Origin of the sequence: Rhodoferax sp., assembly GCF_025354435.1 — a bacterium.
In the GTDB taxonomy this organism is placed as follows: Bacteria; Pseudomonadota; Gammaproteobacteria; order Burkholderiales; family Burkholderiaceae_C; genus Rhodoferax_B.
The window spans coordinates 101,539-116,035 of record NZ_JANXMU010000007.1 but is presented as its reverse complement, the minus strand read 5'-3'; the positions used below and the strand labels follow the sequence as shown (position 1 = coordinate 116,035).

Here is a 14,497-nt window from a genome sequence, read left to right as displayed (position 1 = left end):
TGCTATTGAAAATATAGCATGTAGCGTAGACGGAATATACGCTATAGGCCTATTTTGTTTAAATATTTTCCTATGTTCTGGGGGCAGGCGTGACAGACGCTGTGGTCCCCATCACCGCCATCAAAGGCCGGGGCACGGCCACGCACCTGGCGCACCGCTTCAGCAGCGAGGAGCGGGCCGCGTTCGACGACGGCTGGGGCACGCTGGAAGGCACCGAGCCGCGCCTGCCCCTGGCCACGCAGGTCATTTTTGAAGACGCGCACAGCGCCATCACCCGCAACGACTCGCCCGACATTTACTTCGACTACGGCCTGAACCCCTACCGCGGCTGCGAACACGGTTGCATCTATTGCTACGCCCGGCCCACGCACAGCTATTTGAATATGTCGCCGGGGTTGGACTTTGAAACCAAGATCATCGCCAAGCGCAACCTGGCCGAGGTGCTGGCCCGCGAACTCGCCGCCCGCAGCTATGTGCCACAGATGCTGGCCCTGGGCACGGTGACCGACGGCTACCAGCCCATCGAGCGCGAGCTGCGCCTGACCCGCAGCGCGATTGCCGTGGCCCATCGCTGCCACCACCCGCTGGCGCTGGTGACCAAGGGCAGCGGGGTGGAGCGCGACCTGGACCTGCTGGCCCCCATGGCCGCGCGGAATCTGGCGGTGGTGTACGTGACCATCACTACGCTGGATGCCGCCCTGGCCCGCACGCTGGAGCCACGCGCCGCCGCACCGTACCGTCGCCTGCGCACCGTGCGTGCCCTGGCCGATGCCGGTGTGCCGGTGGGCGTGAGCGTGGGGCCGCAGATTCCGTTCATCAACGATGACATGGAGCAGGTGCTGGCTGCCGCCTATGAGGCCGGTGCCCGCACCGCCTTCTACACCGTGCTGCGCCTGCCCTGGGAGGTGGCCCCGCTGTTTCGCCAGTGGCTGCAGCTGCACTACCCGCAGCGCGCCGACCGGGTGATGGCCCGCATCCAGGACATGCGCGGTGGCAAAGACTACAACGCCGACTTCGCCACCCGCATGAAGGGCAGCGGCCTGTGGGCCGACCTGCTGCGCCAGCGCTTCCACACAACCTGCGCCAAGCTGGGCCTGAACCGCGAACGGGTGGCGCTGGACGCGGGGCAGTTCCGGCCCGGCTTGTTGTCGGGCCAGGAGAGTTTGTTTTAGAGACGCGTCAGGCAGCGGCAGGCACGGCGGCATTGAGCGCCTTGAGCGCGGCTTCAAAGTCGTAATCGCCCATGGCGCTAGCCACTGCGGCGTGGGCGGGACCCAGTGCGGCCTGCAGCAGGCTGCCGTGCTGCTGGAAAAGCTCGGAGGCATCGGAATCGTCTTCGGCCAACAGGCTGCGCAGCTGGGCCAGCACCGGGGCCAGTTGCGCCTGGTCGATCTCGGCCAGCGCGGCGGGCGCGGGCAGGGCGGCTTGCAACGCGGCCACCAGCGCGGCCAGTTGGGTGTGCACGGGCTCCAGCAGCGCGTCGCAGGGCTGCTGGGTGTGCAGGGCGGCTTCCAGCAAACCGGCGGCGTGCTGCAGGCTGCTGGCACCGATGTTGCCCGCCACGCCCTTGAGGGTGTGGGCCAGGCGCTCGGCGGTGGCGCTGTCGGCGGCTTGCAGTGCTTCGGCGATGTGCTGGGTGGCCAGTGCCTGGCCGATGGCAAATTTGCGCAGCATGCTCAGATACAGCGACTGCTTGCCCATCACCCGCTTCAGGCCCAGCGCAGTGTCCAGCCCGGCAATGCCCTGTGGAATGTCGATGGTGTCCACCGGCGCAGGCGCTGTGGGCGGGAGGCTGGGTTCGCCCAGTCCGGCGCGGGGGCGGATCCACTGGGCCAGTGCGCGCCACAGGTCGTCGGGTTCTATGGGTTTGGCCACGAAGCTGTTCATGCCCGCGGCCAGGCAGCGGTCGCGGTCGCTTTGCATGGCGTTGGCGGTCATGGCGACGATGGGCAGGCCGGGGTACAGGCCGGTTTCGCGAATTTCTTTGGTGGCCGCTACGCCGTCCATCACCGGCATTTGCATGTCCATCAGTACCAAATCGTAGGTGGCCTGGCCGACCATGGCTACGGCGATCAGGCCGTTGTCGGCAATGTCCACGGTGAAGCCTGCGTCTTGCAGCAGCTCGGAGGCGACTTGCTGGTTCAGGTCGTTGTCTTCCACCAGCAGGATGTGTGCGCCGCGCACCGGGGCCAGAGCCGCCATGGCAGCGCTCACGCCGGGCGCGCGGGCGCGCCGGTCCTGGGTGCGGGCGTGGCCCAGTGCGTTGACCATGGTGTCGAACAGCAGCGATGCGCCCACGGGTTTGAGCAGCACGTCGGACACATCGGCGGCGTGGGCGTTTTGCAGCACTTCCTCGCGCCCATAGGCGGTGACCAGCACAGTGTGCGGTGCCGGCTGCAGTTGTAGTGCGCGCAGTTGGTGGATGGCCTCCAGCCCGTCCATGCCGGGCATTTGCCAGTCCATCATTACCACCTCGAAAGGTGTGGCGTTGGCGGCCTGGGCTTGCACGGCAGCAATTGCCTGGGCCCCGCTGGACACGGCCTCCACCGCGAAGCCCATTTCCTCCAGCATGTCGACCAGTACCGTGGCGGCGGAATCGTTGTCGTCCACCACCAGCACGCGCCGCCCACGCAGCGTGCCGCTGCCGGGCAACTGCGGCCGGGCGCGGCGCTCGCCCAGACCGAGTTGCGCGGTAAACCAGAAGGTGGAGCCCTCGCCCAGGGTGCTTTCCACGCCCACTTCGCCGCCCATCAGCGCGGCCAGGTTTTTGCTGATCGCCAGGCCCAGGCCCGTGCCGCCGTACTGGCGGGTGGTGGAGGTGTCGGCTTGGCTGAAGCTTTGGAACAGGCGGCCGATTTGCTCTTGCGTCAGGCCGATACCGGTGTCGCGCACGGCAAAGCGCAGCACCACTCCGCCCTCGGTTTGGGCTTGCAGGCGCACGGTGATGTGGATTTCGCCGTGCTCGGTGAACTTGATGGCGTTGGTGGTGTAGTTGATGAGGATCTGGCCCAGCCGCAACGGGTCGCCCACCAGCTGCAGGGGCACTTGGGCGGGCAGGTCGCATACCAGTTCCAGGTTTTTGGCCTGGGTTTTGTCGGCCACCACGTTGACTACGTTGGCCAACACCTCTTCCAGGTCAAATGCGGTGTGCTCGATCGCCAGCTTGCCCGCTTCGACCTTGGAGAAGTCCAGAATATCGTTCAGGATGCCCAGCAGGTGCTGGCCCGATTGGCGGATTTTGCTGACGTAGTCGCGCTGGCGGGGGTTGAGTTCGGTCTTCAGCGCCAGGTGCGACATGCCGATGATGGCATTCATGGGCGTGCGGATTTCGTGGCTCATGTTCGCCAGGAAGTCGCTTTTGGCCTTGCTGGCCTGTTCGGCGGCATCCTTGGCCTGGCGCAGTTCTTCGGCGTCGGCGCGTTGCTCGGAAATGTCTTCGTACACCCACACCACGCCCAGTCGCAGGTCATGCGCGTCAATCGCCCGGCCGTAGGTGTGCACCCACAGGGCGCTACCGTCCTTGCGGCACAGCTCAACGTCGCTAGAGAAGAAGCCGGATTCGCGCATGGCCGGATTGACCCTGTGCCCGATGGCGGCCAGGTCGGCGGCGTTGCGGAATAGTTCTTTGGTGCCGCGTCCCGCCAGGTCGCCCGGCGGATAGCCAAACATGCGTTCCATGGCCGAGTTACAGCGCTGGATGGTGTGGCCCACGGCAAACACAATCCCCAAGCTGACGGCTTCAAAAATCACCTGCTGCTCGCGCAGCGCCTGCGCCACCTGCTGCTCGCCCACCAGTTGCTCGGCGCGCGTTTGCTGCAGGCTGCGGTGCATGGCGTAGAGGGATTGCAGCAAGTGGCCGGTTTCGTTGCCCGAGTGGGTCAGTGCGCCCGCGGGCTTTTCCAGTTCGGCGGCCAGCGTGCCGTCGGCCACCTGGCGGGCAATGTCCACGGCCTGTAACAAGGGCCTGGTGATGGAGCGGGCCACTAACGATGCCAGCCCGACCAGAAACAGCGCCAGGGCCAGTATCCCGGCGGCCAGGGCGTGCTGGGTGCGGATCAGTGTGGCCAGGCGGGTGTCGAGCCGTTCTTGCAGCGCACGCAGTGCGGCATCGCTGAAAGCGGTTTGCGAGGCCAGGATGTCGTCCAGCACCTCCAGATCAGCGGCACTGACGCGTTCCTGCTGGATGCCGTGCAAGGTTTTCGGGTACAGGCGGGGGTGGATTTGCTGCCAGTGCACGCGGTTCAGCAATGGCTGGTTAAGCACGGCTTGTAGGGCGAGGTCGTCATGGGTGGCTTTGTCCAGGGTGTTTTGCAACTGGTCAAAGTCTTCGTTGATGCCACTGAGCAGGGTGGCCAGTTGGGTGTTTTCTTCGGGTGAGATCTGGGTTTGGGCTTGCAGCAGCAGAATTTTGTCGCGGACCTGCGAGAGCGATTCCAGCAGATCCAGAGATTCGACCAGGGCGGCCCGCCCGAGCAGGTAGGTAGGGGCCTGGGCATCGAGGCTGAAGCCAAAGTCGTCCACCAATTGGTAGCGTATTTTCAGCAGCAGCCCAATGGCGTTGCTGTGGGTGTCAAAAACCAGCGCTGGCTCGGCGGACTCGGTGTTCAGAATCAGCTGCAGGTAGCTCCATTGGGCCAGAGTTTTGTTCCAGAGCAGCTCGATCTGGCTGGTTTTGATGCTCTCCAGCAAAGCCTGGGTTTGGGCCAGTGCACCGTCGATTTGCGAGCGGGCCAGCAGCATGGAGACCGGGGTCTCGGTATCGCCACTATGCAGCCGCGCTGCTAACGTACGGTGCCGTTGCAGCAGGGTCACGGCCTCCAGCACCGTGCGTACCGGCTCCAGCCCCTTGTTCTCGCGTTCCAGGGCCTGGATTTTGGTGCTGGATTCGCGCACAAAAAGCCACACCGGTGGGGCCAGCATCAACAGACCTAACAGTCCGAGCAGGGCAAACTTGTGCCATAACTGCCAGCGGTTCAACCAGGTGCGCATGGGGTGGAGCGTGTGGGGGGCGGTTGAAAATTATCCAAGGGTACTATGCTGCATATTTTGTAGCGACCTGTGCATATGTACATTGCGGCTGAGTCACATTTCATTTAAATAAAGCGGGTGGCAAGGCGGTTTGCAGCAGTTGGATCGCCGCCTCGCAGTCGTAGCTACGGATGGCGCTGTCCACATCGCCATAGGCCGGGCCCAGCGCAATTTTGAATTCTGCCTGGTGTAGATCCAACAGCTTGAGCGAATCGGAGTCTGCGTCTTGCAGCAGAGCTTGCAACTGGCGGTAGGTGGACGCGAAGCCTGGGCCGATGGCGGTGGGGGCTTGTACCAACGGTACAAGGCTGTCGAGGGCGTTGTGCAGCGCTTCCAACAGCGCTGCCAACTGGCTGTGCAGCGGCAGCAGCAGGATATCGATGGTGGCCAGGCTGTCGCCCGTGCGCAGGGCCAGTTCGACCTCGGTGGCGGCCTGTTGTAACGCGCTGGCCCCAATGTTGCCTGCCACGCCGCGCAGTGTGTGGGCCAGCCGCTCGGCGGTGGCGGTATCGCCCTGGACGAGCAGCGCACGGATCTGCTGGGGGGTGCTGGCCTGGCCCGCGACAAACATGCGCAGCATGTCCAGGTAGAGTGATTCTTTGCCCATGACCCGCTGCAGGCCCAGCGCCAAGCCCAGCCCTGGTACGCCGTGCAGCAAGGTGGGCAAGTGCGGTGCCTGTGGGGCATTGGCCTGGGCGGCTGGGAGCACCCGTACAGGCCGGGTGCCCAGCCCGGCACGTGGGCGAATCCACTGGGCCAGGGCCTTCCACAGGGCATCGGGTTCGATGGGTTTGGAGACAAAGCCGTTCATGCCGGCCTCGGTGCAGCGGTTGCGGTCGATCTGCATGGCGTTGGCGGTCATGGCCAGGATGGGCATGGACTGGTAGAGCGGGTCCTGGCGCAGCAGGCGGGTGGCGGTCAGGCCGTCCATCACGGGCATTTGCATATCCATCAGCACCACATCAAAGGCCTGGTCTGCCGGGCGCGCGCGCACCATGTTCACCGCGATTTGGCCGTTGTCGGCCACCTCCACCAGGAAACCGGCATCCGCCAGTAGCTCACATGCCACCTGCTGGTTGATCGCGTTGTCTTCTACCAGCAGGATGTGCGCGCCGTGCAGGGGCACCAACGCGTCCAGTGCCGAGCTGCCGGATTCGCTGTACTGCCTGTGCATGTGGGGTGCAGCTTGCTGGCGCCAGCAGGCGCATCATGGTGTTGAACAGTACGGAGCCGTTGATGGGTTTGAGCAGCAGGTCTTCCACGCCTACGCGTTTGGCACCCTCTTGCACCTCTTCGCGGCCATAGGCTGTGACGATGACCCGCTTGGGCTGGCGCGAGAGCGGCAACTGGGCGATGCGGCGGGCCAGCTCCAACCCGTCCATGCCGGGCATTTGCCAGTCCAGCATGGCGATGTCGAAGCCATTGCCGGCCATGTCGGCGGCGGTAATAGCCTCTAGCGCGGCCTGGCCCGAGGAGACCGAGGCGACGTTGAAGCTCAGCGCAGCCAGCATTTCTACCAGCACGGTATTGGCGTTTTCGTTGTCGTCCACCACCAGCACCCGGCTGCCGCGCAGGTCGATGCTGGGCACCGGGCGGCGGTCGCGTTTTTCGCCCAGGCCGAGGCGGGCGGTGAACCAGAAGCGCGAGCCCTGGCCGGGCGTGCTATCTACTCCCACCTGGCCACCCATCAGCCCAGCCAGGCTTTTGCTGATCGCTAGTCCCAGGCCGGTGCCGCCGTACTGGCGGGTGGTGGAGGTGTCGGCCTGGCTGAAGCTTTGGAACAGGCGGCTGATTTGGTCGGGGCTGAGGCCGATGCCGGTGTCGCGTACCTCAAACCGCAGCAAGGTGTGGGTGGTTGGGTCGGCTTCGTTGGTGGGTTCGGCGATGCTCACCACCACACCGATTTCGCCACTTTCGGTGAACTTGATGGCGTTGTTGGCGTAGTTGATCAAGATCTGGCTCAGGCGCAGCGGGTCACCCAGCAGGCTTTGCGGCACATGGGCGGGCAGGTCAAACACCAGTTCCAGGTTTTTTGTCTGGGCTTTGTCCGCAATCACGTTGGCGACGTTCTCCAGTACCTGGTCCAGTTCGAACGGCGTGTGTTCAATGCTGAGCTTGCCCGCTTCGACCTTGGAGAAGTCCAGGATGTCGTTCAGGATGCCCAGCAGGTGCTGGCCCGATTGGCGGATTTTCAGCACGTAGTCGTGTTGGCGCGGGTTCAGCTCGGTCTTCAGTGCCAGGTGCGACATGCCGATGATGGCGTTCATCGGGGTGCGGATTTCGTGGCTCATATTGGCCAGAAAGTCGCCTTTGGCCTGGCTGGCGGCGTCGGCTGCGTCTTTGGCAATGCGCAATTGTTCAACCAGCAGACGCATATCGGCTGCGGCTTTTTGCGATTCGGCAAACAGTTCTTCGCGCGATTTCTCGACAAACAGGGCGCGTAGCGAGGCTACGTCAGACAGCTTTAAGTGGCGCCATAGCGCAAAGTGCAGGCGTAGGCCGTATTCGTGGGCCTGCGTAAAGGATGCAAGGGACTCAAAGAACTCACTGGTCTGTGCAAAGCCCAGCAGGCCGTGCGGTAGAGCGGGCAGCGGGGCGAGGGATACACAGCTGAGGGTGGCAAATGCACGGTGCCCATCGCGGTGGAACGACAGTTCTACTGCTGGCAAGTGGCCGTGTTGCAGCAGCTAGCGGCAGATGTCGGACACGCAGGACGCCATCGGTATGCAGCGCATCACATCGTTGTCTGCGCGGCCCTCCACCTCCAACAGCACCTGCAGCAACTTGCGCCGCACCTCCAGGCACGAGGAGGGGGTATGCAGTGCGAGGCGGCCGATCCAGGCTACGTCTTGCATTTGACAACGATGCAGCTGGCATCGTCCGTGGTTTTGCCGCCCACCCGCAGCACCGCCTCGGAAATCTGCCGGGCCGTACCCAGGTGCAGGCGGGGGCGTATCTCGTGGCTGATCGCTTCGCGGATGCCATCGGAAAACAGCAGCACCACATCGTCGGCTTGCAGGCTGAAATGCTGCACATCGGGTGTGGAAAAGCGTTCACCCAGTACGCCGTCGCGGCAAATGCCCACCCAGGGCGTTGCGCCGATGCAGCGGATGCGGATGTTGCCAATCTCGGCCAGGCTCAGCGTGTTGCGGGCCAGGTCCAGATAGGCCACGGCGATGGCCGCGCCGATGGTGCCAACGGCGCGCTGGTGCAGTTGGTGCAGCAGGCTGGCCAGGTCGTGGTGGGTTGTTGCACGCAGGTGGTCGGCCAGCAGCACCGACAACGCGTGGGCCCGCTTGCCGTGGCCGGATGCGTCGATGCAGGCCAGCAATATGCCGTCTTGCAGGGGGCGCACCACGGTGCTGTCACCCGAAACGTATTCGGGGTAGCACGGGCGGTTGATTTCGGCAATCTCAAACTGTAGGCTCTGCCCGGCGGCATCCTGGGCCTGGTGGGTACGGGTATGGGTGACCATTGCTACGGCCGGGCGCTCGCTGGCGGCATGGGCGGCGGGGGGCAGGGTCAGCCATTTGCGCACTCGGACTCGGCAGCCCTTGCCAGGGGCGGAGTCGATATGGAACTCCGACACCATGCGGCGCACGCCTTACAAGCCCAGGCCCAGCGTGCCCGACGAGCTGTAGTGCTCTTGCAAGGCCAGGTGCACGTCGGGAATGCCGGGGCCACTGTCTTCGGCTACCAACTCGACGGCGGTGCGGAAGTCTTCGCGGGTGGTTTGCACACGGATGTGGCCGCTGCCTGCGTATTTGAGGATGTTGCTACCCAGCTCGGACACCACGGTGGACAGCAGCGACAGGTCTACCGGGGAGAATCGGGCCAGACTGGGCATACGGGCCACGTCGGACACCGCTATACGCAGGTCCAGTGGTGAGTGCAGCCGGAAGAAGGCGGTTTCAATGCCCGAGGTTTGGCCTGCGATGGGCATACAGGGCCTAGGCGCTGGACGCCAGGAATGCAAAGGCGTCCTCCATATGCTGGCAAAACTGCAGGCCGTGGATGTCCATGTCGGCCTGTGCCAAAAACGCGGCAATGCCGGGTGCCAGCCCGACAAACACCACGGCGGCCCCCAAAAAACCGGCCACTTGGGACAGCTCGCGCAGGCGGCCGAATTCATGCTGGTCCAGCAGTTGCATGCCCGAGAGATTCAGTATTGCGCCCGGCAGGCCGTTGTCCACCAGCCGCTGCGAGAACTCCTGGTGCAGCGCGGTAAACGCCTCGTCGCTGACCTCGCTGTGCATGGTCACCACCAGGCAGCCCTGCACTTCGGTCATGGACGCGCCGCTGAGCGCATGGGTGGACATGGTCTGCGCCAGCAGCTTAGGTGCCTATGCGCGGTCGCATGGCGATGGTGCTGGCGGGTGGGACCATGTCCATCACGCCGATGGCCCGAAGCGCCAACTCGAACGCGTCGCGCAGGGTGGCGGTAGTGCGTACCTCGCCAATCGATACGCCCAGTTCGACCATGGTGCGGGCAATCGAGGGCGATACGCCGGAGATGATGGACTCGCAGCCCATCAACCGGGTGGCCTTGGTGATCTTGATGAGCTGGTTGGCCACGCTGGTGTCCACCGACGCTACGCCACTGATGTCCAGCACAAACACCTTGGAGCGGCTCTCGGCGATCTTGGTCAGCGTCTTGTTCATGATCTCGGCGGTGCGCGTGGTGTCGATGATGCCCACCAGCGGCAACAGCAGGATGCCTTCCCAGATGGGCGTGACGGGGGTAGACATTTCCATCATCGCCCGGCTGTGGTCGGCAATCCGCTCACGGGTAATGCGGGAGATGGTGTCCATCACCAAAAACGTATCCATCTTCAGCAGTTTGCTGATCGCCAAAGCCATGTCCAGCACATCGTTGACCGGCGTGTCGGTGTTGCGCAGCCGCTCCACAAACATCTGGTAGGACATGCTGACACCGGCAAAGTAAATATCGTTGGGCAGCTCGATATGGGCGTGCACCGCGCCTACGTGGGTGCGGCGGGTGACATAGAAGTCGTTGACTTCGGCCGCAAAAAACTCCTGCCAATGGCGGGTTTGCATTTTGCTGACGCGGCCCACGTTGTCGGTGTCGGGGAAAAACTGCAGGTATTCGGGCTGTTTGCGCAGCCACACGTACCACTCCTCCACAAAATCTTCGAGTTGAGGTACCAGGATCGTTCCAGCGCGGCGGATGAGGTCGACATCCTACGGGGTGATGCTGAACTTTTCCAGCAGTTCGACATAGGTCATGGTGTTCCTTTGGGGCAGCTTTGGCAGGAATGCGCAGGTGTTGCTGGAGCTTAGCTGAAAACAACATTCAGTAACCAATTCAATGCTGCTGAATCCCATCTACTTAGGGCACAACTAAGCGTTATTTTTATAAAAAATAGGCTTTAAGCGCATGTTAAACCTGGGCTATATGTTATAAAAATGATAGCAAATGCATGGCAGGTGGTTGAAAAATGTAGCTCAAGGACTTATCCGCCGAAGTTACATCTACAAGAACTTACTAGGGTTTCCGATGAGCATTTTCTGGGCTGGGAACGCCGGGGATTTAGCCGTTTATTACCTAGCCAAGTGGCCATAGGCCTAGAGTTAAAGCCTGTTCCACCAACGACCCACCGACAAGGCCCGCATGGCAAAAATCATCCACAGCATGGTGCGCGTACTGCACCTGGACGCATCCCTGAAGTTCTATGCCGACTGCTTCGGCCTGCAGCCTGCGCACCGACTGGACTTCCCCAGCTTCTCATTGGTGTACCTGCGCAACGCCGAGAACGATGCCGAGATCGAGCTGACCTGGAACCGCGACCGCACCGAGCCCTACACCCACGGCGACGGCTATGGCCACGTCGGCGTGTGCGTGCCTGATGCGGTAGCCGACCGGGCGCGGCTGCTGGAGCTGGGCTACAGCCCGCTGGACATCAAGGAATTCAAGGCCGACGACGGCACCCTGATCGCCCGCTACTTCTTTATCCAGGACCCGGATGGCTACAAAGTGGAGGTGCTCGAACGCCACGGTCATTACCAGTAGCGCGCAACCGATTTCCCCACAGAGAGTTAGTAAGTTAGAGAGCAAGTGAGTTAGCCAAAAAAATTCCCCCACAAGGAGACAACGATGAAAGTTATCCATATCACGTCCGTGGCAGAGAACTGCGGCGAAGACAGCGGTGAAGTGCCGCGCCAAAACATCCCGCTGACCCGGCGCAGCCTGTTGCGCGGCAGCGGCCTGCTGCTGGGCACGCTGGTGGCGGGTAGCACGCTGTCGCTGTTGGCGCCGTCCCACGCCTGGGCGGTGGAGCTGACCACCCTGACCAGCGCCGAAGGCGGTACCTTGATGAAGATGGGCCGCGTGCTGTACCCGCATGCCAAGCTGCCCGATGCGGTGTACGCGCTGCTGTCCAAAGACCTGGATGCCGGTGCCGCCAAAGACCCGGCCAAGCTGGAACTGCTGCGCAGCGGCATTGCCAGCCTGGACACGGCGGCGGGTGGCCACTTTGCCAAGGCCAGCGCCGCCAAGCAGCTGGAGATAGTGAAAGGGCTGGAGGACACGCCGTTTTTTGCCACCGTGCGCGGCCAGTGCGTGACCTCGCTGTACGACAACGACATGGCCTTTGCCGTGCTGGGCTACCCCGGCTCGTCGTGGGAGAAGGGCGGCTACATCACCCGCGGGTTCCAGGATTTGAAATGGTTGCCAGCGCCTAGCCTGGAAGACAGCCCGCCACCGTGGTTCGGTTGATTTTCTACGCCCTCAACTATTACATCTCAGGAAAACAAAATGGCAAAAATAGACTTCAATGACGACAGTGTCGTCGTCATCATCGGATCGGGCGCGGGCGGCGGCACGCTGGCCCATGAACTGTGCATCCAGGGCGTGAAAGTGGTGGTGCTGGAGGCGGGTGCGATGCAATCGCAGTCCAGCTACATCAACGACGAGTGGAAATCGTTCAGCCAGCTCGCCTGGCTGGACAAACGCACCACCTCGGGCAGTTGGCGCATCGCCAAAGACTTTGCGGGCCTGCCCAGCTGGATCTGCAAAACCGTGGGAGGCACCACCACCCACTGGGCTGGTGCCTCGTTGCGCCTGCAAGACCACGAGTTCCGCGCCAAAACCCACTACGGTGAGCTGGTAGGCGCGAACCTGCTGGACTGGCCCATCACCCTGCAAGAGCTGGAGCCGTTCTACGCCAAGGCCGAGTTCAAAATGGGTGTGACCCGTACCAACGGCATTCCTGGCCTGCCGGGCAACAACAACTTCAAGGTGCTCCATGCGGGCGCCACCAAGCTAGGCTACAAAGAGGTGCACACCGGCAGGATGGCCATCAACAGCCAGCCGCGTGATGGCCGGGGGCGCTGCATGCAGCTGGGCTTTTGCTTCCAGGGCTGCAAATCGGGTGCCAAGTGGTCTACCTTGTACGTGGAAATCCCCAAGGCCGAAGCCACCGGCAACCTGGACCTGCGGCCCCAGTCGCATGTCTCGCGCATCGAGCACAACGCCGAGGGCAAGGTCAGCGGGGTCATCTACTTTGACAAAGACGGCAAAGAGCAGCGGCAAAAAGCCCGCATCGTCTGCGTGGCGGGCAATTCGATCGAAACGCCACGTTTGCTGCTGCTGTCGGCTTCTACCCTGTACCCCAACGGGCTGGCTAACTCCTCCGGCCAAGTGGGCCGCAATTACATGCGCCACCTGACCGGCACGGTCTACGGGGCCTTCAAAAACCCGGTGCACATGTACCGCGGCACCACCATGGCGGGCATCGTGCGCGACGAAGCGGTGCACGACACCAAGCGCGGCTTTGTGGGCGGTTACGAGCTGGAAACCCTGTCGCTGGGCGTGCCCTTTATGGCGGCCTTTTTGAACCCGGGTGGCTGGGGCGCAGATTTCAGCTGGTGGATGGACCGCTACACCCACCTGGCGGGCATGTGGATCGTGGGCGAAGACATGCCCCGTGAAACCAACCGCGTGACGCTGAACATGGATGTCAAGGACCAGTGGGGCAACCCCGTGCCCAACGTGCATTTTGACGACCACGACAACGACATCGCCATGCGCAACCACGCTTTCACCCAGGGTGAGCGGGTCTACCAGGCTGCCGGGGCCATCCGCACCTTCCGCACGCCGCCGTACCCGTCCACGCACAACCTGGGCACCTGCCGCATGAGCGCCGATGCCCGCTACGGCGTGTGCAACAAATGGGGCCAGACGCACGACATCCCTAACCTGTTTATCTCGGACGGCAGCCAGTTCACCAGCGGCGGGGCGGAGAACCCCACGCTGACCATCGTGTCGCTGGCCATCCGGCAGGCGGGGTACATCACCCAGCAAATGACGCAGAAAGCGATTTAGTGCCATGCTGCGGGGCTGGTTGAAATACCGGCCCCGCTCAAAATAAAAGGAGACAAGTATGTGTTCTGTCTACGTCAGTGCCGACCCGATCCAGTACGAGGCCCGCACCCGCTCGCTGCGCATCCACAATGTGCTGACCACCATCCGGCTGGAAAACCTGTTCTGGGATGTGCTGGCCGAAATCGCCGGGCGCGAGGGTAAAACCACCAACCAGATGATCACCACCCTGCACGATGAGCTGACCGCCCTGCGCGAGGAGAACGGCAACTTCACCTCGTTCCTACGGGTGTGCTGCCTGCGCTACCTGTCGCAGCCGGGGCGGGAGTTTGCGGTGTCTGAGCACCCGGCATTGATGCCGACGGTGCTGCCTGCAGCGCCCAGCTTATTGCGCCACTGAACGTTTAAGCAGCGGCCGCCAGGCCGTTCTGGAAGTGCTCCAGCATGCGCTGGGTGGCCACCGGCGCGTCTTTGGCCTCTAGCGCCTCCATCAGCGTCCGGTGCTCACGCAGCGACTCCTGGATACGGCCCGACTTCAGCAGCGAGTTGTGGCGGTTCAGCTTCATCACCTTGCGCAGGTCGGCCACCATCTGGTCGCGCCAGCGGTTGTTGGCAATCGCCAGCAGCCGCATGTGGAAGCGCTCGTTGATGGCAAAAAACAGCTCGCGGTCGTCCACGGCGGCTTCCAGTTCGGTGTGGATAGTTTGCAAATCGGCCAACTGCTCGGGCGTGGCGCGCTGGGCCACCACCCCGGCGGCATCGGATTCCAATAGGCCCAGCAGGTGGTACACGTCGGCTAAGTCGGTTTCGGACACCTCGGTCACATAGGCACCGCGCCGCACCTTCATGGTGACCAGGCCTTCAGTGGACAGCACCTTTAAAGCTTCGCGCAGGGGCGTGCGGCTGATGCCGTATTCCTCGGCCAGCTTGAGCTCGTCGATCCAGCTGCCGGGGGCCAGCGTGCGGTCAAAAATGCGCTGGCGCAGCAGCTCGGCTACTTCTTCGTAGAGTGCGCGGGGGGTCAATGTAGTCACGGCCATATTCTAAATTCTACGCGACCTAAATAATTCTGAATTTATAATTATGGATGCATTAAACTCTGTTGCATTGCAGCAAAGCCCCGCCAAA

The 14,497-nt window shown here is 62.9% G+C and carries 14 protein-coding genes; 5 read left to right on the top strand and 9 right to left on the bottom strand.

What is annotated here, in order from left to right:
- The first annotated feature begins 89 nt into the window (after nucleotides 1-89).
- A complete protein-coding gene (locus Q0T48_RS01720; protein ID WP_295951514.1) occupies nucleotides 90-1,172 on the top strand; it encodes a PA0069 family radical SAM protein in 1,083 nt (360 codons plus the stop codon).
- 7 nt (nucleotides 1,173-1,179) lie between these two features.
- On the opposite strand, the gene Q0T48_RS01715 is transcribed toward Q0T48_RS01720, so the two are convergent.
- The 8 genes from Q0T48_RS01715 to Q0T48_RS01680 all read right to left on the bottom strand — a co-directional run bounded on the left by Q0T48_RS01715 (nucleotide 1,180) and on the right by Q0T48_RS01680 (nucleotide 10,218).
- Entirely contained in the window at nucleotides 1,180-4,989 is a 3,810-nt protein-coding gene (locus Q0T48_RS01715; protein WP_295951510.1) for a response regulator, read from the bottom strand.
- 100 nt (nucleotides 4,990-5,089) lie between these two features.
- Entirely contained in the window at nucleotides 5,090-6,202 is a 1,113-nt protein-coding gene (locus tag Q0T48_RS01710) for a response regulator (protein ID WP_295951506.1), read from the bottom strand.
- Nucleotides 6,087-7,697, bottom strand: a complete 1,611-nt coding sequence (locus Q0T48_RS01705) for an ATP-binding protein (protein WP_295951504.1) — start codon at nucleotides 7,695-7,697, stop codon at nucleotides 6,087-6,089. The genes Q0T48_RS01710 and Q0T48_RS01705 overlap by 116 nt, the downstream gene beginning before the upstream one ends.
- 18 nt (nucleotides 7,698-7,715) lie before the next feature.
- Nucleotides 7,716-7,883: a hypothetical protein gene (locus Q0T48_RS01700; RefSeq protein ID WP_295951502.1), complete on the bottom strand. Its 168-nt coding sequence runs from the start codon at nucleotides 7,881-7,883 to the stop codon at nucleotides 7,716-7,718.
- A complete protein-coding gene (locus Q0T48_RS01695; RefSeq protein WP_295951500.1) occupies nucleotides 7,871-8,620 on the bottom strand; it encodes a SpoIIE family protein phosphatase in 750 nt (249 codons plus the stop codon). Before Q0T48_RS01695 ends, Q0T48_RS01700 begins: the two co-directional genes overlap by 13 nt.
- 12 nt (nucleotides 8,621-8,632) lie before the next feature.
- Nucleotides 8,633-8,971 (bottom strand): ATP-binding protein, encoded by a 339-nt coding sequence (locus Q0T48_RS01690; RefSeq protein WP_295951499.1) that lies wholly within the window; start codon nucleotides 8,969-8,971, stop codon nucleotides 8,633-8,635.
- 7 nt (nucleotides 8,972-8,978) lie between these two features.
- Nucleotides 8,979-9,347, bottom strand: coding sequence for a hypothetical protein (locus Q0T48_RS01685; RefSeq protein WP_295951497.1), 369 nt, complete (start codon nucleotides 9,345-9,347; stop codon nucleotides 8,979-8,981).
- A 16-nt stretch (nucleotides 9,348-9,363) separates the two neighbouring features.
- The gene (locus tag Q0T48_RS01680; RefSeq protein WP_295951646.1) at nucleotides 9,364-10,218 is read right to left on the bottom strand and encodes a protoglobin domain-containing protein; all 855 of its coding nucleotides are present in this window, start codon (nucleotides 10,216-10,218) and stop codon (nucleotides 9,364-9,366) included.
- A gap of 442 nt (nucleotides 10,219-10,660) precedes the next feature.
- On the opposite strand from Q0T48_RS01680, the gene Q0T48_RS01675 reads away from it, so the two are divergent.
- The 4 genes from Q0T48_RS01675 (at nucleotide 10,661) to Q0T48_RS01660 (ending at nucleotide 13,769) form a co-directional block, all read left to right on the top strand.
- Complete coding sequence (locus Q0T48_RS01675; RefSeq protein ID WP_295951494.1) at nucleotides 10,661-11,059, top strand: VOC family protein; 399 nt, start codon at nucleotides 10,661-10,663, stop codon at nucleotides 11,057-11,059.
- An 84-nt stretch (nucleotides 11,060-11,143) separates the two neighbouring features.
- Entirely contained in the window at nucleotides 11,144-11,764 is a 621-nt protein-coding gene (locus Q0T48_RS01670) for a tat (twin-arginine translocation) pathway signal sequence (RefSeq protein ID WP_295951493.1), read from the top strand.
- A gap of 39 nt (nucleotides 11,765-11,803) precedes the next feature.
- Nucleotides 11,804-13,372: a GMC family oxidoreductase gene (locus tag Q0T48_RS01665; protein ID WP_295951492.1), complete on the top strand. Its 1,569-nt coding sequence runs from the start codon at nucleotides 11,804-11,806 to the stop codon at nucleotides 13,370-13,372.
- Between the two features lie 58 nt (nucleotides 13,373-13,430).
- Nucleotides 13,431-13,769, top strand: a complete 339-nt coding sequence (locus Q0T48_RS01660; protein ID WP_295951489.1) for a ribbon-helix-helix domain-containing protein — start codon at nucleotides 13,431-13,433, stop codon at nucleotides 13,767-13,769.
- A 4-nt stretch (nucleotides 13,770-13,773) separates the two neighbouring features.
- On the opposite strand, the gene Q0T48_RS01655 is transcribed toward Q0T48_RS01660, so the two are convergent.
- Nucleotides 13,774-14,409, bottom strand: a complete 636-nt coding sequence (locus Q0T48_RS01655) for a GntR family transcriptional regulator (RefSeq protein ID WP_295951486.1) — start codon at nucleotides 14,407-14,409, stop codon at nucleotides 13,774-13,776.
- Between the last annotated feature and the right edge of the window lie 88 nt (nucleotides 14,410-14,497).